General features: G+C 67.4%; 19 protein-coding genes. 12 read left to right on the top strand and 7 right to left on the bottom strand.

From position 1 onward, the window contains the following. The first annotated feature begins 458 nt into the window (after positions 1-458). The gene (locus KVT39_RS23250; RefSeq protein ID WP_217590299.1) at positions 459-959 is read left to right on the top strand and encodes a GNAT family N-acetyltransferase; all 501 of its coding nucleotides are present in this window, start codon (positions 459-461) and stop codon (positions 957-959) included. Here the strand turns inward: KVT39_RS23250 and KVT39_RS23245 are convergent. After that, positions 943-1,173, bottom strand: coding sequence for a hypothetical protein (locus KVT39_RS23245; protein ID WP_034181613.1), 231 nt, complete (start codon positions 1,171-1,173; stop codon positions 943-945). The two genes, KVT39_RS23250 and KVT39_RS23245, sit on opposite strands and share 17 nt — an antisense overlap. 82 nt (positions 1,174-1,255) lie before the next feature. Between KVT39_RS23245 and KVT39_RS23240 the strand changes: the two genes are divergently transcribed. Continuing rightward, complete coding sequence (locus KVT39_RS23240; RefSeq protein WP_175749620.1) at positions 1,256-2,851, top strand: thioredoxin family protein; 1,596 nt, start codon at positions 1,256-1,258, stop codon at positions 2,849-2,851. A 39-nt stretch (positions 2,852-2,890) separates the two neighbouring features. Here KVT39_RS23240 and KVT39_RS23235 read toward each other — a convergent pair whose 3' ends face one another. After that, on the bottom strand, positions 2,891-3,142 hold the full coding sequence (locus KVT39_RS23235) for a DUF4148 domain-containing protein (RefSeq protein WP_105390566.1): 252 nt from the start codon (positions 3,140-3,142) through the stop codon (positions 2,891-2,893). Between the two features lie 397 nt (positions 3,143-3,539). Further along, positions 3,540-4,943: a GntP family permease gene (locus KVT39_RS23230; protein WP_034181616.1), complete on the bottom strand. Its 1,404-nt coding sequence runs from the start codon at positions 4,941-4,943 to the stop codon at positions 3,540-3,542. A 317-nt stretch (positions 4,944-5,260) separates the two neighbouring features. Between KVT39_RS23230 and KVT39_RS23225 the strand changes: the two genes are divergently transcribed. The 5 genes from KVT39_RS23225 to KVT39_RS23205 all read left to right on the top strand — a co-directional run bounded on the left by KVT39_RS23225 (position 5,261) and on the right by KVT39_RS23205 (position 11,005). After that, positions 5,261-6,739, top strand: a complete 1,479-nt coding sequence (locus KVT39_RS23225; RefSeq protein ID WP_034181617.1) for a sigma-54-dependent Fis family transcriptional regulator — start codon at positions 5,261-5,263, stop codon at positions 6,737-6,739. A 54-nt stretch (positions 6,740-6,793) separates the two neighbouring features. Further along, a complete protein-coding gene (locus KVT39_RS23220; protein ID WP_217590298.1) occupies positions 6,794-7,321 on the top strand; it encodes a BON domain-containing protein in 528 nt (175 codons plus the stop codon). Between the two features lie 61 nt (positions 7,322-7,382). Continuing rightward, on the top strand, positions 7,383-7,655 hold the full coding sequence (locus KVT39_RS23215; RefSeq protein ID WP_081938468.1) for a hypothetical protein: 273 nt from the start codon (positions 7,383-7,385) through the stop codon (positions 7,653-7,655). A gap of 103 nt (positions 7,656-7,758) precedes the next feature. Further along, positions 7,759-8,061 (top strand): H-NS family nucleoid-associated regulatory protein, encoded by a 303-nt coding sequence (locus KVT39_RS23210; protein ID WP_131947988.1) that lies wholly within the window; start codon positions 7,759-7,761, stop codon positions 8,059-8,061. A gap of 586 nt (positions 8,062-8,647) precedes the next feature. Beyond that, complete coding sequence (locus tag KVT39_RS23205; RefSeq protein WP_217590297.1) at positions 8,648-11,005, top strand: GNAT family N-acetyltransferase; 2,358 nt, start codon at positions 8,648-8,650, stop codon at positions 11,003-11,005. A 652-nt stretch (positions 11,006-11,657) separates the two neighbouring features. Here the strand turns inward: KVT39_RS23205 and KVT39_RS23200 are convergent. After that, the gene (locus KVT39_RS23200; protein WP_034181621.1) at positions 11,658-12,209 is read right to left on the bottom strand and encodes a hypothetical protein; all 552 of its coding nucleotides are present in this window, start codon (positions 12,207-12,209) and stop codon (positions 11,658-11,660) included. A gap of 171 nt (positions 12,210-12,380) precedes the next feature. Further along, a complete protein-coding gene (locus KVT39_RS23195) occupies positions 12,381-13,202 on the bottom strand; it encodes an IclR family transcriptional regulator (protein WP_105390563.1) in 822 nt (273 codons plus the stop codon). A 664-nt stretch (positions 13,203-13,866) separates the two neighbouring features. Here KVT39_RS23195 and KVT39_RS23190 point away from each other — a divergent pair. Continuing rightward, the gene (locus tag KVT39_RS23190) at positions 13,867-14,715 is read left to right on the top strand and encodes an ureidoglycolate lyase (RefSeq protein ID WP_217590296.1); all 849 of its coding nucleotides are present in this window, start codon (positions 13,867-13,869) and stop codon (positions 14,713-14,715) included. A gap of 146 nt (positions 14,716-14,861) precedes the next feature. On the opposite strand, the gene KVT39_RS23185 is transcribed toward KVT39_RS23190, so the two are convergent. Beyond that, the gene (locus tag KVT39_RS23185; RefSeq protein WP_034181624.1) at positions 14,862-15,245 is read right to left on the bottom strand and encodes a VOC family protein; all 384 of its coding nucleotides are present in this window, start codon (positions 15,243-15,245) and stop codon (positions 14,862-14,864) included. Positions 15,246-15,490: 245 nt separating this feature from the next. Here KVT39_RS23185 and KVT39_RS23175 point away from each other — a divergent pair, with 245 nt between their 5' ends. Continuing rightward, entirely contained in the window at positions 15,491-16,135 is a 645-nt protein-coding gene (locus KVT39_RS23175; RefSeq protein WP_217590295.1) for an ABATE domain-containing protein, read from the top strand. Between the two features lie 48 nt (positions 16,136-16,183). On the opposite strand, the gene prpR is transcribed toward KVT39_RS23175, so the two are convergent. Beyond that, positions 16,184-18,166, bottom strand: a complete 1,983-nt coding sequence (gene prpR / locus KVT39_RS23170) for a propionate catabolism operon regulatory protein PrpR (RefSeq protein WP_105390561.1) — start codon at positions 18,164-18,166, stop codon at positions 16,184-16,186. Positions 18,167-18,336: 170 nt separating this feature from the next. Here prpR and prpB point away from each other — a divergent pair, with 170 nt between their 5' ends. From prpB to acnD, 3 genes are all read left to right on the top strand, one after another. Continuing rightward, positions 18,337-19,230, top strand: coding sequence for a methylisocitrate lyase (prpB, locus tag KVT39_RS23165; RefSeq protein ID WP_105390560.1), 894 nt, complete (start codon positions 18,337-18,339; stop codon positions 19,228-19,230). Between the two features lie 107 nt (positions 19,231-19,337). Beyond that, positions 19,338-20,510 (top strand): 2-methylcitrate synthase, encoded by a 1,173-nt coding sequence (prpC, locus tag KVT39_RS23160; protein ID WP_217590294.1) that lies wholly within the window; start codon positions 19,338-19,340, stop codon positions 20,508-20,510. A gap of 65 nt (positions 20,511-20,575) precedes the next feature. Beyond that, the gene (gene acnD / locus KVT39_RS23155; RefSeq protein ID WP_217590293.1) at positions 20,576-23,170 is read left to right on the top strand and encodes a Fe/S-dependent 2-methylisocitrate dehydratase AcnD; all 2,595 of its coding nucleotides are present in this window, start codon (positions 20,576-20,578) and stop codon (positions 23,168-23,170) included. Positions 23,171-23,191: the final 21 nt, after the last annotated feature.

Here is a 23,191-nt window from a genome sequence, read left to right as displayed (position 1 = left end):
ATCGCGCGACGTGTGGCGTCGAGCGGTGTCGCGCAGATGCATCGGCCGCCGTCGCGGTCCTGCGCGCCGCGCGCTCGTGATGCGCGGGCAGGACGTCGGCACACACCGGCCCGGCGCATGCCGGGCTGGGCGGCGCCCAGTCTAGGGAGTCGACATGACGTCGACGTGATGAAGAAATGACATCGCATGTCGTGCGCGTGACGTTGTGTGCGCAACGATTATTGCGGACACGATGCGTGACGGAAGAGGGTAAGAAATTACCGATCGCCGCGTGCGGAACCGGTCATATTTTTCCGAATCGCAGCCTGCGGCGTGATCGTGTGTCGTTGCAGATACAACGGCATCGCGCGACGACGTGTCGCCCATGTTTCAAATGCATGAAATCGGCTAAGCTCGAAACGTCGCTGCACGTGTGCGCAGTCCGCGCCGCCGGCGCGACTTTTCGGACCGGCCCACCCATGACCGACATCAAGATCCGGCACAGCGAGACGCACGACGTCGACGCGATCCGGCAGATCGCCGCCGATCCCGCGGTGTACATGAATACGTTGCAGCATCCGTTTCCGTCGCTCGAGAAATGGCAGCAGCGGCTCGAAAACGCGCGCGAGCGCGGCGTGAGCCTCGTCGCCGAAATCGACGGTGCGGTGGTCGGCCACCTCGGCCTGCATCCCGAGCCGAATCCGCGCCGGCGCCATGCGGCGGGGCTCGGCATGATGGTCGACGCGGCCCGTCACGGGCGCGGCGTCGGCAGCCGGCTGCTCGCGGCCGCGATCGATCTCGCGGAAAACTGGCTGAACATCACGCGTCTCGAGTTGACCGTGTTCACCGACAACCGCGCGGCAATCGCACTCTACGAGAAGCACGGTTTCCGGATCGAAGGCGAATCGCCGGGCTATGCATTGCGCGACGGCGCGCATGCGGCCGTGTATCACATGGCGCGGATCAAGGGCCGGCAGTGAACGGGCGGCCGGCGCGGGCGTGACGGAACGCGCGGCCACGGTGCCGCGCGTCATATTCATTCGAGAATTCGTTCGTTTTCCGCAGGCTGCGCCGGTCGTATCGTTGATCGATTTGCCGGTCGCTTCGGCCGGCGTGCGCTTTTTTCGCGTCGATGCGCGTGCCATGCGCCGCTGCGTTCCGGCTTGCGTCTTGCCGCATGCCGGTGCGTTTCATCGTTTCAAGAACATCGCTTCATGGTCATCGTTTCGCACGACACATCTTCCCGCAACCGTCTCTTTCAACGGAACCTGCCTCGATGAAAACCGCTCTCCGGAATCTGACTGCCGCCTGCCTGTTCGCCGCCGCGGGCGCGGCGTTTGCCGCTGCCGCGCCTTCGGGCGCCGCGGTGGCGAGCGCGTCGCCCGAAGGCGCGCATCTGCCGCCCGGCATCGCGTGGCAGCACGGCGATGTCGATGCCGCATTCGCGCTGGCGAAGCGCACCGGCAAGCCGCTGCTGCTGTACTGGGGCGCGGTGTGGTGCCCGTCGTGCAACCAGGTGAAGTCGACCATCTTCAGCCAGCAGGCATTCAAGACCCGCTCGTCGTTTTTCGTGCCCGTGTATCTCGACGGCGATACCGAAAGCGCGCAGAAGCTCGGCGAGCGTTTCAAGGTGCACGGCTATCCGACGATGATCCTGTTCCGCCCCGACGGCACCGAAGTGACGCGGCTGCCGGGCGAGGCCGATCTCGACCGCTACATGCAGGCGCTGTCGCTCGGGATGACGGCCGCGCATCCGGTGCGGCAGACGCTCGCGACTGCGCTGAAGAACGGCGCGTCGCTGACGCCGGACGAATGGCGCCTGCTGGCCGACTATTCGTGGGACACCGACGGCGCACTGCCGGTGCCGGCCGATCGTGTCGCCGAGACGCTGCAGTCGCTCGCGCAACGCGCGCGGGCGGCCGGTGCGAAGGCCGAATCGGCGCGTTTCGCGCTGAAGTCGGCGGTGGTCGCCGCGTCGGACGATCCGGCGCAGGCCGGCGCGCTCGACAAGGCGGCGCTCGCCGATTCGCTGCGCGCGGTGCTGCACGATCCCGCGCTGGCGCGGGCCGATTCCGACGTGCTGGTCGCGGCGCCTGCACGCGTGGTCGCGTATCTCGGCGGCGACGACGCGCAGCGCGCGAAATTGCGCGGCGCGTACGACACGGCGCTCGCGCGCTTGTCGACCGACACCACGCTGTCGTCGATCGACAAGCTGATGGCGCTGCACGGCCGCGTGCTGCTTGCGCGCGGCGACGCGCGCAAGGGCGCGCCGCTCGCTGCGCCGGCGCTGGCCGACACCGCGCGCAAGCAGATTGCCGCGTCGGTGCAGGGCGCCGCGAATGCGTATGAACGGCAGGCACTCGTCAGCGAAGGCGCGGACACGCTGACCGACGCGGGGCTGTACGACGAGTCGGATGCATTGCTGAAGGCCGAGCTGCCGCGTTCGTCGACGCCGTATTACTTCATGTCGGGGCTGGCCGCGAATGCGAAGGCGCGCGGCGACAAGGCCGCGGCGCTCGACTGGTATCGCAAGGCATACGACTCGGCGAGCGGGCCGGCGACGAAGCTGCGCTGGGGCGCGACCTATTTTGCGAATGCGGTCGAACTGGCGCCGGACGATTCGGCGCGTATCGAAGGGATTGCCGCGAGTGTGCTCGCGCAGGCCGACAAGACCCGGGACGCGTTCTATGGCGCGAACCTGCGCGCATTGACGAAGGTCGTCACGCAATTGAACCGCTGGCGCAGCGGTGGCGCGCACGATGCGTCGGTCCGGTCGGTCGTGAAGCAGTTCGACGGCGTATGCGGGAAACTGCCCGCGGGCGATCCGCAGGCAGCGGCGTGCGCGAAACTGATCCAGCCCGTGAAGGCGTAACGACGCACGCGCACATCGTCGAGCGGGCCGGACGATAGATTACCGGCCCGACTCCGACGACGCGCCGCGATCGCTGCCGTATCCGGCGTCGTGCTCGCGGGCAATCTTCGCTTCGGCGGAAACGATGCTGGCCGGATAGAACCAGTCGCTCGACTGGAAGCCGGCCTGCTTGAGCGCCTTCACTTCGGCGTGGACCTGTGCGCGCGTCAGCGGCTGGTTCGACTGCGCTTGCGCGGCGAGCGGGGCCGATACGGCCAGGGCAAGGGCAACGGCTTGGATCAGGCGCTTCATGATCGGGACCTCCAGGATTTCGATGATTCGCCGCGCTTCGTTCGTCGAAGCGCCGGGCGACGTTGGAACCAGTGTAGGCCGGGGCGGGCGCGCGAAAAATGCGATCGCGCCCAACGCAGTGTTTTGCTGCGGGTAACAATGGGCAGGCGGTGGCGGGCGATGCCGGATGTCGACTTGACGGGAGTGACGGGCGAAGGGCGCCACGCGAGCCGCGCGGCGGTGCGGAGCCGACCGGTTCCGGCGAGCGGGGAAGTGAAATCGGACCGGATGCGAACTCCGGAATCCATTCCGGTTCGCATGCGGTCCGATCGTGACAGGCCAGTCGGGCTTGCGGAGGCCTGCACGGCGATGCGGCAGGCCGGAAGGCGGCGTACGGAACGCCGCCTCATGCAGGCACTTACACGAGCCCCGTCGTGTAGTACACCGCGATCACGAAGAACACCGCGAGCGTCTTGATGACGGTGACCGCGAAGATGTCGCGATACGACTCGCGGTGCGTGAGGCCCGTGACTGCGAGCAGCGTGATGACCGCGCCGTTGTGCGGCAGCGTGTCCATGCCGCCGCTCGCCATTGCGACGACCCGGTGCAGCACGTCCATCGGAATGTTGGCTGCCTGCGCGCCCTTGATGAACAGGTCCGACATTGCGGCGAGCGCGATGCTCATGCCGCCCGACGCCGAGCCCGTGATGCCGGCGAGCGAGCTGACCGACACGGCCGCGTTGACGAGCGGGTTCGGGATGCTCTTCAGCGCATCGCCGACGACCAGGAAGCCCGGCAGCGCGGCGATCACGCCGCCGAAGCCGTATTCCGACGCGGTGTTCATCGCGGCGAGCAGTGCGCCGCCGACGGCGGCTTTCGAGCCGGCCGCGAAGCGGTCGCTGACGCGATTGAACGCGGTCAGCACGACCAGCACGATGCCGAGCAGCAGTGCCGCCTCGACCGACCAGATCGCGACGACGGTCTTGATCGACGTCGTCACCGGCGTGTGCACGCCCGGCAGCACGTCCGGCGCGACCGTGTACGACGCGGCGCCGTACCACTGCGGGATCAGCTTTGTGAACAGGAAGTTCGACACGCCGACGAGGATCAGCGGCAGGATCGCGAGCGCCGGGTGCGGCAGCGACGTCGCCTCGACGCGCTCCGGCTCGTTGACGAGCGACGTGCCGTAGCCTTCGCCCTTCGCCATCGCCGAGCGGCGGCGCCATTCCAGATAAGAGAGGCCGACGACGACGATGAACAGCGAGCCGATCGTGCCGAGTGCCGGTGCGGCCCACGCGGTCGTCTTGAAGAACGTGGTCGGGATGATGTTCTGGATCTGCGGCGTGCCGGGCAGCGAATCCATCGTGAACGAGAACGCGCCGAGCGCGATCGCGCCGGGCATCAGCCGCTTCGGAATGTTGCTCTGGCGATAGAGTTCGGCCGCGAACGGATAGACCGCGAACACCACGACGAACAGCGACACGCCGCCATAGGTGAGCAGCGCGCACACCGCGACGATCACCGCATTCGCGCGCGAGCGGCCGATGTAGCGGATCGCCGCATGGACGATCGACTCGGAGAACCCGGACAGTTCGATCACCTTGCCGAACACCGCGCCGAGCATGAACACCGGGAAATACAGTTTGACGAAGCCGACCATCTTCTCCATGAAGATGCCGGAGAAGACCGGTGCGACGGCGGCGGGTTCGGTCAGGAGCACCGCGCCGAGCGCGGCGATCGGCGCGAACAGGATCACGCTGTAGCCGCGATACGCGGCATACATCAGGAACGCCAGCGCGGCGAGGACGATCACGAAAGACAAGGGGAGTCTCCTAATGGCTTTGGTTGTTGTTCGATCGCGCGACGCGCCGCGGACCGGCTCAGGTTCGTGCAGGTTTCGTGCCATCGGCCGGATTGCGCCGCCGGACATGGGGCCGGCGGAGACCGGCGGGCCCGCGCCGGTCCATGTCAGACGATTCTACAGAAAACGTCTCCATCCGGAGACGATCTGGCCATCCGGCCAGCCCGTGAAACCGGGCAGGGCTTTCCCGGACAAGCCGTTGTGGCGTGTCTCCGGAGTGAGATAATCCGTCTCGTTTCGGAGACATCCGGTCGAAAATACATGGAGACGAAGACACGATGATGAACGACTGGGCCCGCCTGCCCGTCAACTACGGCGACGTGCTGCGGCGCGCCGCCGAGTCGCTGTTCCGGACCTTCGAGGATTCGAGTGCGGGCACGGTGGTCGTCGATCGCGACGCGCGCGTCGTGTGGATGAACGAGCGTTACGCGGCGCGCTTCGGTTTCGCCGATCCGCAGCAGGCCGTCGGCCTCGACTGCGAGGCCGTGATCCCGAACAGCCTGATGCGCGAGGTCGTGTCGACCGGGCAGCCGATCCTGCTCGACATCATGGAGACGGGCCGCGAGCCGCTCGTCGTCACGCGCCTGCCGCTGAAGAACGAGGCCGGCGAGACGGTCGGCGCGATCGGCTTCGCGCTGTTCGACCAGTTGAAGACGCTTACGCCGATCTTTTCCCGCTACGTGCAGCTTCAGCAGCAACTGATCGCGACGCAGCGCTCGCTCGCACAGGCGCGCCGCGCGAAATACACGTTCGCGAGCTTCGTCGGCACGAGTGCCGCGAGCCTCGAAACCAAGCGCCAGGCGCGGCGGGCCGCGCAGGTCGATTCGCCGGTGCTGCTGCTCGGCGAGACGGGCACCGGCAAGGAGCTGCTCGCGCACGCGATCCACGCGGCTTCGGCGCGTGCGCTCCAGCCGCTCGTGACCGTCAACGTCGCCGCGATTCCCGATACGCTGCTCGAAACCGAATTCTTCGGCGCGGCGCCCGGTGCGTACACGGGCGCCGACCGCAAGGGGCGCGTCGGCAAGTTCGAGCTGGCCGATCGCGGCACGCTGTTTCTCGACGAGATCGGCGACATGCCGCTGCCGTTGCAGGGCAAGCTGCTGCGTGTGCTGCAGGACAAGGAGTTCGAGCCGGTCGGCTCGAACCGGATCGTGCGCGCGGACGTCCGGATCATCGCCGCGACGTCGGCCGACCTGCCGGCGCTCGTGGAGGCCGGGCGTTTTCGCGCGGATCTCTACTACCGGCTCAACGTGCTGACGATCCACGCACCGCCGCTGCGCGAGCGGGCGTCCGACATCGCGGCGCTCGTGTACGCGACGCTCGAGGAACTGGCCGCGCAGCACGGACGCGCCGCGCACTGCGAGCTGACCGACGACGCGCTGCGGATGCTGTGTGCGTATCCGTGGCCGGGCAACGTGCGCGAGTTGCGCAATACGCTCGAACGCGCACTGATGCTGTCGGACCGTTCGGTGATCGATGCGCGTGCGCTCGCGCCGTTCCTCGGGCCGGTACGCATATCGGCGGACGGCGCATCGCCGGCGCAGCGTGTTGCCGCAGCGCCGGTCGAGCGGGGCGCGGGTGGCGCATCCGGTGCGCCGGTCGCTTCGTATGCCGATGCATTGGCGGCGTGGGAGCGCCAGTTCCTGATCGACGCGCTGGCGGCCTGTGACGGCAAGGTCGTGGAAGCCGCCGCGCGCATCGGGATCGGCCGCGCGACGCTGTACAAGAAGCTGGCGGCGCTGGGCATCGACCGGTAGGTCGATCGGCGGCGCCGATGCGGCGGGAGTTGAAGCATCGAACAGGAGAGCACGATGAAGCGGATCGGTATCGCAGGTTGGCTGACCCTGTTGCTGGCAACCTCCGCGCTCGCGCAGTCCGGCGACGCGGACGCGCCCGAGGCGCGACGCAACTGGTACAACGACCCGTTCGTCGCGCTGTCGCAGGACCTGGCCGAATGCCCGCTGCCGCTCGGCCCGTGGATGACCCGCGCCGAGATGACGGACGACGCGCATTACCGCGCCGAGCGCGGTACCACCTGCTGGCTCGCGCATCGCTGCACGAAACCGAATTCGTATATGTATGACGCGCCGATCGCCGATGCCGTGAAAGCGCACTTCGCAGGCTCCGATCGCCTGCACGGTACGAGCCTGTGGATCACCGTGCAGCGGCGTTTCATCTATGTCGAAGGATGCGCGGATACGGCGTTCGATCGGCAGGCGCTGCAACGCGAACTCGAGGCGCTTCCGGACGTCGAGCAGGTGTTCGTTCGCATCACCGACGATCCGCGCCGGAGCTTGCCGTACAAGGCGCGCGGGCAGCCGGGCCGCACGCCGAACTGACGACGGAAGGGCCGCGCATGGCATACTCGCGACATTCAAAAAATGGTTGACGGGAAGAATAATGAAACACATGCTTGCGTCGGTCTGTCGGTGGCCTCGGGTGGCCGGGTTGTTGGCTCTGGTTGCAGGGCTCGGCGGGTGCGGTGGCAGCGCGCCGCTGTTCACTTCGGACGGGCGCCCGACCACGCAGGTGCAATGCACCGGCAGCGGCTGGAGCAATTGCACGGACAATGCCCGGGCCATGTGCAACGGGGATTTCGAAGTGATCCAGCAATCGACTGATGACACCGTGCGAAATCTTCTCTTCGCATGCAAGAAGAAAAGCGGTTATTGATCCCGAAATGACCGGCCGAGGAGACCGCGATCGGGCGAAGCGCTTTTCTGTTTGCTTGGAGTCGTCTATTTTTCACGAATAACACTCACGGAGTCCCATCCATATGGCGACCTACAGGCAACTGACCGCGCAGCTCGAACGACTTCAGCAAAAGATCGACAAGGAACGCGAAAAGGCGATTGCCGACGCGATTGCCGATATCCGCGCGAAAATCGACGAATACGACATCACGCCGGAAGAGCTCGGTTTTCGTCCGGCAGGTACCGGCGCCGCCGCTACCTCGAAGCCGAAGCGCACGTTGCCGCCGAAATACCTGAATCCGAAGACGGGCGAAACCTGGAGTGGCCGCGGGCGCGCGCCGGCGTGGCTCGGCAAGAATCGCGCACGTTTCCTGATCAAGGACTGACTCCCGAAAATCCTCACCTTTCGTGCGTTGACCGACGGTGCGAACGGCCATGCGGCCGTCGCACCGTTTTGTTTTTGTGCCGTCGCCGTGCGATTCCCGCTGACGAATTGCAGTGCAATGCCGCACGATTAACGGACCACGTTTTGCGAATTCGCCGCGATTCGGCTGCTTATCGCGGTGAATTCCGGTAAACAACCGCGCAATTGCGCAGTGCATGCGCATTGGCATTCGCCGTTTCCGCGGTGCCCGCCTGCCGCGGACTTCCATCACCTTTCGCGTGTTTGCGCGTTGTGCCGTGCAATTCCCGAAGATACTCACCATGGCTCCTGTAAATCCTCACCTTTGAGGAAGCGGCAGCGTTGCGCCATGTTGCTTGCGGCTTGCGGCTTGCGGCTTGCGGCGATGTCGCGTCGCGCTTGTGTTGCAGATCGATGGTGCGAGCGTTGACGTTCGTCGGGTAGTCGGCCGTTCGGCATATAGGCAGCCGCATGCGCTTCGCCTATGCTTGGGGTTCGCGTCGAGCGGCGCGCGGCCTGTCCGTGCCGTGTGCCGCTCGGGCCGTCTTTCGTTACCGCAGGGAGCCGATGTGACCGTTCGCCATCTCGATGCGTTGTTCCAGCCCAAGTCCGTTGCGGTCGTCGGCGCGTCGTCGCGCGCGGGCAGTATCGGCGCGATGGTGTGGTCGCGCGTGCTCGACGGTGCGTTCGACGGGCCCGTGTGGCCCGTCAATCCGAAATATCGCGAGCTGGACGGGCATACGGTCGTCTCCGACGTCGACCGGCTGCCCGCGCCGCCGTCGGTAGCCGTGATCTGCACGCCGCCCGCGACCTGGGCCGGCATCGTGCGCAAGCTCGGCGAACTCGGCACGCGCGTCGCGGTGATCGTCGGTGAGGCGCGCACGGATGCCGATCGCACCGCACTCGATCGCACGCTGAAGGCGGCGAAGCCGTTCGTGCTCCGTATCGTCGGGCCCGGCAGCCTCGGCGTGCTGTCGCCCGCGCGGCATGCGCATTTCGGCGCGCCGGCCTATACGGCGCGCTCGGGCGGCGTCGCGTGGGTGTCGCAATCGAATGCGTTGACGAACGCGGCGCTCGGCTGGGCCGATGCGCGAGGCCTCGGCTTTTCGCATGTCGTCGCGCTCGGCAGCGAGTCCGACGTCGATGCGGGCGACGTGCTCGACTATCTGGCGAGCGATCCCGGCACGCGCGCGATCCTGCTCGAACTCGATACCGTGCGCGCCGCGCGCAAGTTCATGTCGGCCGCACGTGCGGCCGCACGCAACAAGCCGGTGCTCGCGTTGCGCACCGGGCGCGCCGATCCCGGCGACGCGCTCTATACGGCGGCGTTCCAGCGCGCGGGGATGGTGCGCGTCGATGCGCTCGACGATCTGCTCGACGAGATCGAGACGCTCGGCGTCGGCCGTGTCACGGCGCGCGGCGCGGCGACGCTCGTGACGAGCGATGCGGGCGTCGCGAAACTGGCGGTCGATGCGGTCGCCGAGGTGCGCGACGTGCTGTCCGACTGGTCGCCGGCTGCAACCTCGGCCGTGTCGGCCGCGCTGCCGCATCTGGCTGCGCCCGGCAATCCGCTGACGCTGGGCGACGACGCGCGCCCCGAGCACTTCGCCGCGGCGATCAAGGCGCTCGCGCCGTTCCCGCAAACGGGCACGCTGTTCGTCGTCCATTCGACGTCCCACAGCGCGCCGGCCGATTCGGTTGCGCGCACGCTGATCGAATCGCGGCAGTATGCGCATCGCGGCATCCTCGCGTGTTTCTTCGGCGCGGTCGACGCGGCGACGCGCGATGCGCTGCACGCGAACGGCATTCCCGTACACACGACACCGCAGCGGCTCGCGCGCGCGTATGCGCGTCTCGTCGACTACAACCTCGGGCGGCAACTGCTGATGCAGACGCCCGAGGGCACGCCGCTGCAGCCGGCCGAGTGCGTTGCGTCCGCACAGGCCGACGCGCGCCGGATGGTCGAAGCCGGCCAGCATGAACTGGCCGGCGAAGCCGCGCTGCGCTGGCTGTCCCATTTCGGCCTGCAAGGCGAGCAGGCGGGCGAGCCGGCCGGTGCGAAAGTCGTCGATGTCACGGTCGACATGTACGACGATTCGAACTTCGGTCCGGTGTTTCGCTATGCCGTGCCGCCTGCGGACGGCGTGTCGGCGCCATTCGTCGTCTACGGCCTGCCGCCGCTGAACACCGTGCTCGCCCGCGCGGTGATGGAGCGCTCGCCGTATGCGCGCCGCACGCCCGTCGAGCCGACGCTCGACGCGTTGACGGCGCTGTCGCAGGTCGTCTGCGACGTGCGCGAAGTCGTCGCGATGTCCGTCACGCTGCGTGTGTTGCCCGATCGCGCGCAGGTGATCGCGCCGCGCATCACGCTGGCCACGGGGCGCAGCCGGCTTGCGATCATGCCGTATCCGCGCCACCTCGAGCAGACGCTCGAGTGGCGCGGCGAGACGGTGACGATCCGTCCGATCCGTCCGGAAGACGAGGCCGCGCATAACGAACTGCTCGGTGCGATGACGCCGGACGATCTGCGGATGCGTTTCTTCGGCGCGGTGCGCGGCTTCGATCATTCGCAGGTGGCGCGCATGACGCAGATCGACTACGACCGTGAGATGGCCCTCATCGTGTCGTACACCGATGTGTCGGGGCGCGACCATACGCTCGCGGTCGTGCGCGCGGTCGCCGATCCCGACAACGAGACGGCGGAGTTCGCGATCGCGGTGCGGCCCGATCAGAAGGGCAAGGGGCTCGGCCGGCTGCTGATGAACCGCATCATCGACTACGCACGCTCGCGCGGAACCGCATGGATGATCGGCGAGGCGCTGCGCGAGAACTCGGCGATGATCTCGCTCGCGAAGTCGTGCGGTTTTGAGGTGTCGACGACGGAGGAGCCGGGCGTCGTGGGTTTCAGGATGAAGTTGCAGCCGTAGCGTTCGTCGGCTGCGTGAAGCGCGGCGCGATCGCATGCAGTCGATGGCGCCAATCCTTCACCGTGTTGCGCCTGTTTTCATTCAGAGGTGCAAAACATTCGAGCCGGCATCTTGTACGAAACGCCCAAACGTATCGGGCTCGTTCGCTACGTCGATATCGACGCACGCGTGGCGTCCGGAGGCGTTTGCTGTGTGCCGCATTATCGGCTCCGCACAGCCGTTTCACCCGATGCGTTCACGCGTATTCGCAGCCGCGTTCCGGCCTCGCCAGTTCGGAATCACCGCAAAGGTGAGACTTTTCGGGAGCCGCGAGTGAGCTTTTCCGGGGAAGCGTGGTGAGCCGATACGGGGGCGTTCGGTGAGCCTTCCCGGGAACGGCCGGTGAGCACCTGCGGGAGACGCTGGTGAGCCTTTCCGGGACGCGTTGGTGAGGGTCTGCGGGAGATGTCGGTGAGGACATTCGGGAGACTTTGGTGAGGGTCTCCAGGAGCCTTGGGTGAGCTTTTTCGGGAGGTGTTGGTGAGCGTTTGCAGGACACCAGGGTGAGACTTTTCGGGAGCGTGCGGATGCACGGCACCCGCGAGCGCGGCGCCGGCCAATGCCGGCGTCACATACGGGTGCGGGCACGCATGAACCGTGCCCGCGATCAGATTCAGGCAGCGAGTTTCGACGCCGCGTCGTTCACCTGGTCGCGCGAAATCGCGAGTTCCTCGAGGTGCGGATCGGCATAGACGGCGCCGGTTTCGCGCTCGAGGCGGGCGATCGTCAGCGCGCAACGCGCGGTGTCCTTCGGCATCGCGATGAAGCGCTTGACCGACTCGCCGGACGTGAATGCTTCGAACAGCGCGCCGCGCACGTCGTCCGGAAGCGTCTTGGTCCACTGGTACGGCTTGCCGTTGAACGTGATCGACGGCGGCAGCGTGCGTTCCTTCTTGGTTGCCGTGATGAGCCCGTAGGTGCGGGCCGCGTCGCCGATCTGCTCGGGCGAGAAGAGCTCGTCGGGCGTGATGTCGAACTGCTCGATGTAGTTCTCGATCGCCTGCATCGCGGCGGCACGATCGTCGCGCTTCTTCTGCGCGCGCGCGACGATATCGCGCAGCTCGTCCGCCTCCTCGGGCGTGATCGTGAAGCTTGCCTGCTTCTGCTGAAGTTCGGAGAAACGCTGGAATTCTTGATCGTTCAGAAGTTTGGCCATGACATCCATCGGACACGACGGCCGCGACAACCGGCCGCCGTAGTTTTTGAGAGGGCCGCTATTCTAGCGTAGCGCCGTGAGCGCACGATATGGCGCCGTGGATCGTGCACTGCACTGGTGTCGCGCGCGACCGGGCCGGCGCAACCGCGCCGGCCCGGTGCGCTTCGTTGAACCCGCGCGTCAGCAGGCCTCGATGCGCCCCATCGACAGGTGGGCGGCCGTGTCGCGCAGCCCTTCGACGGCGACGTCGACGGACGGCGCCGTGTGCGCATCGATCCGGCGCATGTACGGGCAGGTCAGTACCGCGATCGCATGGCCGGACGGCCCGAGGATCGGTGCGGTCAGGTCGGTCACGCCGTACGCCTGGCGGCTGTCCTGGCGCAGATAGCCGGACTGCCGGATGGACTGGCACGCATGCGCGAGTTCCTGCTCGTTCAGCGGCGCTTCGCCCCTGACCTTGCGATGCTCGGCCAGCATGTGCGCGCGCTGCTCGGCGCCCTGGAACGACAGCATCACGCGCCCCGACGCCGTATCGGCGAGCCCGACGCGCGAGCCGAGCCGGACCGACACGCCCCACGGGCCGGGCCCGTCGACCTGCGCGATCACGAGCAGGTTGCCGCGATCGTAGACCGACAGGTGGCACGACTGTTCGGTGGCATCGGCGAAGCGCTGCATCGGCGGCAATGCCTCGGCGATCAGCCGGTTCATCGGCGGATGCCGGTGCGCGAGCGCAAACAGCTTGAGGCTGAGCGTGTAGCGGTCGCCGCCGCTCGAGCGCATCACGTAGCGGCGTGCGACGAGGCGTTCGAGCATCCGGTAGATTTCGCTCGCGTTGCGGCCGAGTTCCTTCGTGATTTCGGTGCGGGTGAGTCCTTCTTTTTGCTCCGACAGGAGTTCGAGAATGTCGAGGCCTTTGTCGAGCGCGGGCGCGCGATAGCGGTCGCTTGCGGCCATCGATTCCCGTGCGTCGCAGCCGGGAAGCAGGTCGTTGGTTGTTTGCATTTTTAGTGTGAGGTTGGGGGATTACCGTCGATCGGTTGGCGACGCACGCTGGCCGGTTCTGCACGCGCATAAGTCGGCCCCGCGTATGGCGATGAAAACCATTTATACGAGCTTAGCAATAAACATACAGTGTGCAATGCAGCGTCCATTTACCGATCATTACCTGACAAGAACGGATTGGCAAACGTTTCCGATGACAGGGGCACCCCGAATAGCCAGTATTCATGTGCCGATGGCAGGCAACGGCGACATGCGCGGCGGATCGCTTTGCGTTGGCGCGCCCGATGTTGCGCCGCAGTGTCTGCAGGCGCACCAATAGTCGGTATCCGTCGCGCGTCATTTCACGGTGCGCGGCCGATGGTACAAAGGCTTGCGGGCCAGCGACGGTGCGGCCGCGCGTGAAGTCGGCCGGCATCGGCCGGCACGCGTCGCGGGTGCCGGGCCGTCGTCGCCGATGCGCAGACCGGCGGCCGCCCGTTCGATGCGCGCCGTGCTTTTCGTGCGGCGCCGCGATCGCTGCGCCCGCGCGACCCTCGCGCGTCGACGGCAGGCCGGATGCGGCGCCGACGCGCGCAATCGACGATCGACAATCAGTCCGGCGCGCGGCCGCGAATGGCCGCGTCGGCCGGTATCCTGTCCCATTCGACAACAGAGGTTGACCACGATGAAACTGCTTCGCTATGGCCCGTCCGGCCAGGAAAAGCTCGGTATTCTCGACGCGGACGGCCGGATTCGCGACCTGTCCGCGCACGCGCCGGATCTTGCCGGCGATGTGCTGTCCGACGCGGGTCTCGCGCGGCTGCGCGCGATCGATCCGGCCACGCTGCCGCTCGTGTCCGGCGAGCCGCGCATCGGCGCGTGCGTCGGGCACGTCGGCAAGTTCATCGGCATCGGCCTGAACTATGCCGATCACGCGGCCGAAGCCGGCATGCCGGTGCCGAAGGAACCGGTCGTGTTCGGCAAGTGGACGAGTTCGATCTGCGGCCCGAACGACGGCATCGACATCCCGAAGGGTTCGGTCAAGACCGATTGGGAAGTCGAATTGGGCGTCGTGATCGGCGCGCGGTGCAAGGACGTCGACGAAGCGAGTGCGCTCGATTACGTCGCGGGCTACTGCGTCGTCAACGACGTGTCCGAGCGCGAGTGGCAGATCGAGCGCGGCGGCCAGTGGGACAAGGGCAAGGGCTTCGACACGTTCGGCCCGATCGGTCCGTGGCTCGTGACGCGCGACGAGGTGCCCGATCCGCAGCGTCTCGACCTGTGGCTCGAAGTCGACGGCCACCGTTATCAGAACGGCAACACGCGCACGATGGTGTTCACCGTCGCGCAGTTGATTGCCTATCTGTCGCGCTGCATGACGCTGCAGCCGGGCGACGTGATCACGACCGGCACGCCGCCGGGCGTCGGCATGGGCATCAAGCCGTCGCCGATCTTCCTGAAGGCCGGCCAGATGGTGCGCCTGGGGATCGAAGGGCTCGGCGAGCAGTTGCAGCACACGCGCGGCGCACAGTAACCGCGCGAGCCGAGATCCCGTCGAGCGACCGCTGCAGGCGGTCGCCGGAAACCGGACGCCGACGTTGGCGCGTCAAAGCCCAGGGCCCGATTCCGCGCAATGCGGAATCGGGCCCTTGCCGTTTGTACGCGGTGTACGCGGGCGGGTCACACGACGTTGTCGAGTTCGCAATGCGCTTCCAGCCGATACCCGTCGGGATCGACGACGAACGCCGCGTAGTAGCCGGGGCCGTAGTGTTCGCGCTTGCCGGGCCCGCCGTTGTCCTGGCCGCCGTGCTCGAGCGCGGCGCGGTAGAACGCGTCGACCTCGACGGGCGAAGCGGCCTTGAACGACAGGTGCAGCCCCGATTCGGGATCGGCGGCGACGGGGCGGGCAGCGTGCTGCAGCCACAGCTCCGGTTCGGTCGTGCCGTACCCGATGGATCCGTCGTCGCTATACAGCCGCTTGTAGCCGAGCGCGCCGAGCGTGCTGTCGTAGAACGCGCGGCTGCGGCCGATGTGGGCAACGCCGAAGGAAAGGTGATCGATCATCTGTTGGCTCCTTGAACTGAAGGGACGTCAGTGCAGCAAACCCGCTTACAAGCACCATGCCAGCCGCTTGTAGCCGAGCGTGCTGTCGGAGAACGCGCGGCTGCGGTCGTTGTGGATAACTCCGCAGGAAAGGCGATCGATCATCTGTGGCTCCTCGAACTGAAGGGGGGGCGTCAGTGCAGCAAACCTTTTCGTAACCACCATGCTGGTTATGTTAGAAAGCGTCCGGACGCTTGTCAACCGGCATGGTGGTTAGATACGATGGCGCCATGAGCGATACGCAACCTTCCGTCACGATGGACTGCCTGATTCCGGCGCCGCCCGAAACCCTGAGCATCGATTTCGCGAACACGCTGTACTGGCGTGGCAGCGAGGCGCCGACGGAAACCTTCGGAACGATGGACGACCTGCTGGCGTGGTGCCGCGAGCAGGCCGGCGTGCCGGCCGGCCTGGCCGACCGGTGCTGCGTGCGCGGCGGGGAGGAAGGCGAGCCGGCGATGCTCGCGCGTGCGCTCGCGTTGCGCGAGGCGTTGTACCGGCTCTTTCATGCACAGGCCGAGCGGCACGAGCCGCAGGCCGACGATCTCGCGCTGCTCGGCGGCTTCCTGGCTGAAGCGTCGCCGCGCGTCGCGCTGACGCGTGTCGACGGCGGTTATGCGTGGCGGATCGGGGATGCTGGAGCAACGCTCGCGGGGCTGCTGAGCCCGGTGCTGTGGTCGGCGATCGACCTGCTCGGCGGCGCGCGGCTTGCGAAGGTCAAGCGATGCGCGAACGACGCGTGCCAGTGGCTGTTCATCGACGACAGCAAGAACGGCAGCCGCCGCTGGTGCTCGATGTCGTCGTGCGGCAATCGTGCGAAGGCGTATCGCCACTATCACAAGGCCGACTGACGAGCCCGTTCTGGCATGCGCCTGCGAGCGCGTCGAACCCGAACCTTTTTATTTCGCCGACAACTTCCGCCACAGCGTCGTCTTGCTGATGCCGAGCATCGCGCATGCGCGGTCGCGGTCGCCGCCGCACGCGTCGAGCACCGCGCGGATCTCGTCGGCTTCCGCGCGGCGGCGGCGCGCGTGCAGCGTCTGCGCATCGTCGGTGTCGATGGCGTCGGGCGGCGCCGCGAACAGCTCGGGCGCGATCGCCTGCAGCGCGTCGGGATCGAGCGCGGCGCACGCGGCGGCCGGATCGTTTTCATCGGCTTCCTCGGCGAGTTCCACCGCGATCCGCTCGATCACGTTCTGCAGTTCGCGCACGTTGCCGGGCCACCGGTAGCGCGCCAGCGTTGCCTGCGTCGCGCCGAGCACGCGCGCGGCATCGCCGGCGTCGCGCAGGCGTTCGGCGAGGCGCGGCTCGCGCCGCGCGGCCTGCACGAGCAGCGTCGCCGCGAGCGCGGGGATGTCGGCCGCGCGCTCGCGCAGCGGCGGCAGGCCGACGTTCAGGATGTTGAGCCGGTAATAGAGATCCGCGCGGAACGTGCCGGCCTCGACGGCCGCGAGCAGCGGACGATGCGTCGCGGCGATCACGCGCACGTCGATGCGGATCGGCTCGGTCGAGCCGAGGCGGATCACCTCGCGCTCCTGCAGCACGCGCAGCAGCCGGCTCTGCAGCGACGGCGGCATTTCGCCGATCTCGTCGAGAAACAGCGTGCCGCGGTGCGCGGCCTCGAACAGGCCGGTCTTGCCGCCGCGCCGCGCGCCGGTGAACGCGCCTTCCTCATAGCCGAACAGCTCGCTCTCGAGCAGCGCTTCCGGAAACGCGCCGCAATTGACCGCGACGAACGGGTAGCTGCGCCGCGCGGACAGCGCGTGCAGGCTTTGCGCGATCATTTCCTTGCCGGTGCCGCTTTCGCCGAGTACGAGCACGGTCGCGTCGGATTTCGCGTAGCGGCGCACGAGGTCGCGCACGCGCGCCATCGGCGCCGATGCGCCGATCACGTCGTCGAGCGCGTAGCGCGCCGCGAACTGCTGCGTGGTCGGCTGCGAACGCAGTGCGCGATCGAGCCGTTCGACCGCGCGCGATTCCTGGAACGTCAGCACGCTGCCCGACGTGACGCCGCGATCGACGAGCGGCCCGCGATGCACGACGTAGCGCACGCCGCGCACGGTCGCGAGCGCGTCGCCGTCCTCGCCGCGCAGCGTGCGCAGCTCGGGCCGCAGGTCGACGAGCGCGCGGCCGACGGCCGCCGCGGGTTCGACCCCGAGCGCCGACGCGAGCCGCTCGTTGATCGCTTCGACGCGGCCGCGCGCGTCGAGCGCGACCACGCCGTCGCGCAGGTGCTGCAGCAGGTTGTCGAGCCGCTGGCGGCGGAATGCCTCGGCGTGCGTCGCATACGCGACTTCGAGCGCCGTATCGACGGCCTTGCGCACCGACGCATGCGAATACAGGAACACCGCGCCCATGCCGGCACTGGCCGCGAGGTCGGTGACGAGGCCGGGGCCGACGATCGTCTCGATGCCGCGGTCGCGCAGGTCGTGCACGCAGGCTTCCGCTTCCTGCGCGGACTGATATGACGCAAACTGCACGTCGAGGCCGTACGCGGCGACGAAGCGGCGCACTTCGGGCGGCGTTTCCCCGGCGCTGACGAGCGCGATCCGCGACGCGTCGCGCCGGGCGCGCGCGAGCGCCTGCATCACGTCGAAGCCGGTCGGCGACACGACCACGACCGGCACCTGCGCACGCGTCTTCAGGAAGGCGCCGTTCGAGCCGGCCGCGACGATCACGTCGGGCCGCGCGGCGCCGGCCTCGGCGATCGCGCTGAGCGCATCCTCATACGCGCGCGTCACGATGCGCACGTCGGCGCGTTCGTCGAATTCGCCGGCGATCTCGCGAAAGAAGTCGCGCAGGCGGCTGATGCCCATCGCCCAGATGCGCGGGCGCGCCGCGCGCTCGGCCGGGTCGACGGGCTTGGTCGAGGAGAGGTCCATGACGGTCGATTATGCGCGCGGGATTTCATTTTTGAAACATGAAATTGCCGAATTGAAATCGCCGGGCGCTGCATCGCCCGCGCCGGTTGCTTAAGAATCAGTGGGTTAGCGACGTTTCGCGAGCTGGCCCGGTCCTTGCTGTTATCGGGCATTCCTTCAGGAGGCCGTTCATGAGCAACACGCATCTTCAGAGCGCCGGCGCGAAATTCCGCGCGGCAGTCGCGGCCGAGCAGCCGCTGCAGGTGGTCGGCGCGATCACCGCGTACGCGGCCAAGATGGCGCAGGCCGTCGGCTTCAAGGCCGTGTACCTGTCGGGCGGCGGCGTTGCCGCGAACTCGCTCGGGATCCCCGACCTCGGCATCAGCACGATGGAAGACGTGCTGATCGACGCGAACCGGATCACCAACGCAACCGACCTGCCGCTGCTCGTCGACATCGATACGGGCTGGGGCGGCGCATTCAACATCGCGCGCACGGTCCGCTCGTTCATCAAGGCCGGCGTTGCTGCCGTGCACATGGAAGACCAGGTCGGCCAGAAGCGCTGCGGCCATCGTCCGGGCAAGGAAGTCGTGCCGGCCGACGAAATGGTCGATCGCATCAAGGCCGCGGTCGACGCGCGCACCGATGACCAGTTCGTGATCATGGCGCGTACCGATGCGGCCGCTGCCGAAGGGATCGATTCGGCGATCGAGCGCGCGGTCGCGTACGTCGAAGCCGGCGCCGACATGATCTTTCCGGAAGCGATGAAGACGCTCGACGACTACCGCCGCTTCAAGGCGGCCGTGAAGGTGCCGATCCTCGCGAACCTGACCGAGTTCGGCTCGACGCCGCTGTTCACGCTCGACGAACTTCGCGAGGCGAACGTCGACATCGCGCTGTACTGCTGCGGCGCGTATCGCGCGATGAACAAGGCCGCGCTGAACTTCTACGAGACGCTGCGCCGCGACGGCACGCAGAAGGCGGCCGTGCCGACGATGCAGACGCGCGCCGAGCTGTACGACTTCCTCGGCTATCACGAATACGAGCGCAAGCTCGACGAACTGTTCGCGCAGGGCAAGAAGTAACGCGGCCCGCGCGCCGGGGCATGGTTCCCGGGAAGCTTTGCATGGGACCGCACCAGGCGCTGAAGCGCCAAGTGCGGTCGACACGATACATATTGGAGAACGGAAACATGAGCGAGACGAAAGACGCAGCAGCACCCGCCGCCGCAAGCGCATTCAAGCCGAAGAAGTCGGTGGCGCTGTCGGGCGTGACGGCCGGCAACACGGCGCTGTGCACGGTCGGCAAGACCGGCAACGACCTGCACTACCGCGGCTACGACATTCTCGACGTCGCCGAGTCGTGCGAATTCGAGGAAATCGCGCACCTGCTCGTGCACGGCACGCTGCCTAACCTGACCGAACTGGCTGCGTACAAGACCAAGCTGCGCGCACTGCGCGGCCTGCCGAGCGCGCTGAAGGCGGCGCTCGAGCAGATCCCGGCGTCCGCGCACCCGATGGACGTGATGCGCACGGGCGTGTCGGTGCTCGGCACCGTGCTGCCGGAGAAGGACGACCACAACCTGCCGGGCGCGCGCGACATCGCCGACCGCCTGATGGCGTCGCTCGGCTCGATGCTGCTGTACTGGTATCACTTCTCGCACAACGGCAAGCGCATCGAGACGGAAACCGACGACGATTCGATCGGCGGCCACTTCCTGCACCTGCTGCACGGCAAGACGCCGTCGAAGTCGTGGGTCGAGGCGATGCACACGTCGCTGATCCTGTACGCGGAGCACGAATTCAACGCGTCGACGTTCACCGGCCGCGTGATCGCGGGCACGGGCTCGGACATCTACTCGGCGATCACCGGCGCGATCGGCGCGCTGCGCGGGCCGAAGCACGGCGGCGCAAACGAAGTCGCCTATGAAATCCAGAGCCGCTACAGCTCGCCGGACGACGCCGAAGCGGACATCCGCCGCCGCGTCGAGAACAAGGAAGTCGTGATCGGCTTCGGCCACCCGGTCTACACGATCTCCGATCCGCGCAACAAGGTGATCAAGGGCGTCGCGCACAAGCTGTCGAAGGAAGCGGGCGACACGAAGCTGTACAACATCGCCGAGCGCCTCGAATCGGTGATGTGGGAAGCGAAGAAGATGTTCCCGAACCTCGACTGGTTCAGCGCGGTGTCGTATCACATGATGGGCGTGCCGACCGCGATGTTCACGCCGCTGTTCGTGATCTCGCGCACGTCCGGCTGGAGCGCGCACATCATCGAGCAGCGCATCGACAACAAGATCATCCGCCCGAGCGCGAACTACACGGGCCCGGAAGACCTGCAGTTCGTGCCGATCGAGAAGCGCTGATCGGGCGCCCGAGGGGAGGCCGGTCGGCTTCCCCCGCTCATGAATTCCCAGCTTTCCCCCACATCATGAATACCGCCAACCGCAAACCCCTGCCCGGCACGTCGCTGGACTATTTCGACGCGCGCGCCGCGGTCGAAGCGATCGCGCCCGGCGCTTACGACACGCTGCCGTACACGTCGCGCGTGCTCGCCGAAAACCTCGTGCGCCGCTGCGATCCGGCAATCCTCGCCGATTCGCTGAAGCAGATCATCGAGCGCAAGCGCGAGCGCGACTTCCCGTGGTTCCCGGCGCGCGTCGTGTGCCACGACATCCTCGGGCAGACGGCGCTCGTCGATCTCGCCGGCCTGCGCGACGCGATCGCGGACGGCGGCGGCGACCCGGCGAAGGTGAACCCGGTCGTGCCCGTGCAGCTGATCGTCGACCACTCGCTCGCCGTCGAATGCGGCGGCTTCGATCCGGACGCGTTCGCGAAGAACCGCGCGATCGAGGATCGCCGCAACGAGGATCGCTTCCACTTCATCGAGTGGACGAAGAAGGCGTTCGAGAACGTCGACGTGATCCCGCCGGGCAACGGCATCATGCACCAGATCAACCTCGAGAAAATGTCGCCGGTGATCCAGGCGCAGGATGGCGTCGCGTATCCGGATACCTGCGTCGGCACCGACAGCCACACGCCGCACGTCGACGCGCTCGGCGTGATCGCGATCGGCGTCGGCGGTCTCGAAGCGGAGAACGTGATGCTCGGCCGCGCGTCGTGGATGCGCCTGCCCGACATCGTCGGCGTCGAGCTGACCGGCAAGCGCCAGCCCGGCATCACCGCGACCGACATCGTGCTCGCGCTGACCGAGTTCCTGCGCAAGGAAAAGGTGGTCGGCGCGTACCTGGAATTCCGCGGTGTGGGAGCCGCGAGCCTCACGCTCGGCGATCGCGCGACGATCTCGAACATGGCGCCCGAATACGGCGCGACGGCCGCGATGTTCTTCATCGACGGCCAGACGACCGATTACCTGCGCCTCACCGGCCGCAGCGACGAGCAGGTGAAGCTCGTCGAGACCTATGCGAAGGCGGCGGGCCTGTGGGCCGATACGCTGGACAATGCGCAATACGAGCGCACGCTGACGTTCGACCTGTCGAGCGTCGTGCGCAACATGGCCGGCCCGTCGAACCCGCACAAGCGGCTGCCGACGTCGGACCTCGCCGCGCGCGGGATCGCCGGCCAGTGGGAAGAGAAGGCGGGCGAGATGCCCGACGGCGCGGTGATCATCGCCGCGATCACGAGCTGCACGAACACCAGCAACCCGCGCAACGTGATTGCCGCGGCGCTGCTCGCACGCAACGCGAACGCGCGCGGCCTCGTGCGCAAGCCGTGGGTGAAGAGCTCGCTCGCGCCGGGCTCGAAGGCGGTCGAGCTGTATCTGGAAGAAGCGAACCTGCTGCCGGAACTCGAGAAGCTCGGCTTCGGCATCGTCGCGTTCGCGTGCACGACCTGCAACGGGATGTCGGGCGCGCTCGACCCGAAGATCCAGCAGGAGATCGTCGATCGCGACCTGTACGCGACGGCCGTGCTGTCCGGCAACCGCAACTTCGACGGCCGCATCCACCCGTATGCGAAGCAGGCATTCCTCGCGTCGCCGCCGCTCGTCGTCGCGTATGCGATCGCCGGCACGATCCGCTTCGACATCGAGAAGGACGCGCTCGGCCACGATCAGGACGGCAAGCCCGTCACGCTGAAGGACATCTGGCCGACCGACGAGGAGATCGATGCGATCGTCGCGTCGAGCGTGAAGCCCGAGCAGTTCCGCAAGGTCTACGAGCCGATGTTCGCGCGCAGCGCCGATGCGGGCGAGCGCGCGGCGCCGCTGTACGACTGGCGGCCGCAGAGCACGTACATCCGCCGTCCGCCGTACTGGGAAGGCGCGCTGGCCGGCGAACGCACGCTGCAGGGCATGCGCCCGCTCGCGGTGCTCGGCGACAACATCACGACCGACCACCTGTCGCCGTCGAACGCGATCCTCGCGAACAGCGCGGCCGGCGAATACCTCGCGAAGATGGGCCTGCCGGAAGAAGACTTCAACTCGTACGCGACGCACCGGGGAGACCACCTGACCGCACAGCGCGCGACCTTCGCGAACCCGACGCTGATCAACGAGATGGCGGTGGTCGACGGCGCGGTGAAGAAGGGCTCGCTCGCGCGCGTCGAGCCGGAAGGCAAGGTCATGCGGATGTGGGAAGCGATCGAGACGTACATGAATCGCAAGCAGCCGCTGATCGTCGTCGCCGGCGCCGACTACGGCCAGGGCTCGTCGCGCGACTGGGCCGCGAAGGGCGTGCGGCTCGCGGGCGTCGAGGCGATCGCCGCCGAAGGCTTCGAGCGGATCCACCGCACCAACCTGATCGGGATGGGCGTGCTGCCGCTCGAGTTCAAGCCCGGCACGAACCGGACGACGCTCGGCATCGACGGCACCGAGACCTTCGACGTGATCGGCGAGCGCAAGCCGCGCGCCGACCTGACGCTGGTGATTCACCGCAAGAACGGCGAGCGTGTCGGGGTGCCGATGACGTGCCGGCTCGATACGGCCGAGGAAGTGTCGATCTACGAAGCCGGCGGCGTGCTGCAGCGCTTCGCGCAGGACTTCCTCGAATCGTCGCAGGCGGCGTGACGGGAAGGCGGTAAAGGCGGT

Origin of the sequence: Burkholderia sp. GbtcB21 (genome assembly GCF_019091065.1) — a bacterium.
Classification (GTDB): Bacteria; Pseudomonadota; Gammaproteobacteria; order Burkholderiales; family Burkholderiaceae; genus Burkholderia; species Burkholderia pyrrocinia_C.
The sequence above is the reverse complement of the archived record's forward strand: the minus strand, read 5'-3'. Positions and strand labels throughout refer to the sequence as shown.

Coding starts and splice junctions, on each gene's coding strand:
- KVT39_RS23250 (WP_217590299.1), top strand. CDS start 459: ATGACCGACATCAAGATCCGGCACAGCGAGACGCACGACGTCGACGCG.
- KVT39_RS23245 (WP_034181613.1), bottom strand. CDS start 1,173: ATGAAACGCACCGGCATGCGGCAAGACGCAAGCCGGAACGCAGCGGCG.
- KVT39_RS23240 (WP_175749620.1), top strand. CDS start 1,256: ATGAAAACCGCTCTCCGGAATCTGACTGCCGCCTGCCTGTTCGCCGCC.
- KVT39_RS23235 (WP_105390566.1), bottom strand. CDS start 3,142: ATGAAGCGCCTGATCCAAGCCGTTGCCCTTGCCCTGGCCGTATCGGCC.
- KVT39_RS23225 (WP_034181617.1), top strand. CDS start 5,261: ATGATGAACGACTGGGCCCGCCTGCCCGTCAACTACGGCGACGTGCTG.
- KVT39_RS23220 (WP_217590298.1), top strand. CDS start 6,794: ATGAAGCGGATCGGTATCGCAGGTTGGCTGACCCTGTTGCTGGCAACC.
- KVT39_RS23215 (WP_081938468.1), top strand. CDS start 7,383: ATGAAACACATGCTTGCGTCGGTCTGTCGGTGGCCTCGGGTGGCCGGG.
- KVT39_RS23210 (WP_131947988.1), top strand. CDS start 7,759: ATGGCGACCTACAGGCAACTGACCGCGCAGCTCGAACGACTTCAGCAA.
- KVT39_RS23200 (WP_034181621.1), bottom strand. CDS start 12,209: ATGGATGTCATGGCCAAACTTCTGAACGATCAAGAATTCCAGCGTTTC.
- KVT39_RS23195 (WP_105390563.1), bottom strand. CDS start 13,202: ATGCAAACAACCAACGACCTGCTTCCCGGCTGCGACGCACGGGAATCG.
- KVT39_RS23190 (WP_217590296.1), top strand. CDS start 13,867: ATGAAACTGCTTCGCTATGGCCCGTCCGGCCAGGAAAAGCTCGGTATT.
- KVT39_RS23185 (WP_034181624.1), bottom strand. CDS start 15,245: ATGATCGATCACCTTTCCTTCGGCGTTGCCCACATCGGCCGCAGCCGC.
- KVT39_RS23175 (WP_217590295.1), top strand. CDS start 15,491: ATGGTGGTTAGATACGATGGCGCCATGAGCGATACGCAACCTTCCGTC.
- prpR (WP_105390561.1), bottom strand. CDS start 18,166: ATGGACCTCTCCTCGACCAAGCCCGTCGACCCGGCCGAGCGCGCGGCG.
- prpB (WP_105390560.1), top strand. CDS start 18,337: ATGAGCAACACGCATCTTCAGAGCGCCGGCGCGAAATTCCGCGCGGCA.
- prpC (WP_217590294.1), top strand. CDS start 19,338: ATGAGCGAGACGAAAGACGCAGCAGCACCCGCCGCCGCAAGCGCATTC.
- acnD (WP_217590293.1), top strand. CDS start 20,576: ATGAATACCGCCAACCGCAAACCCCTGCCCGGCACGTCGCTGGACTAT.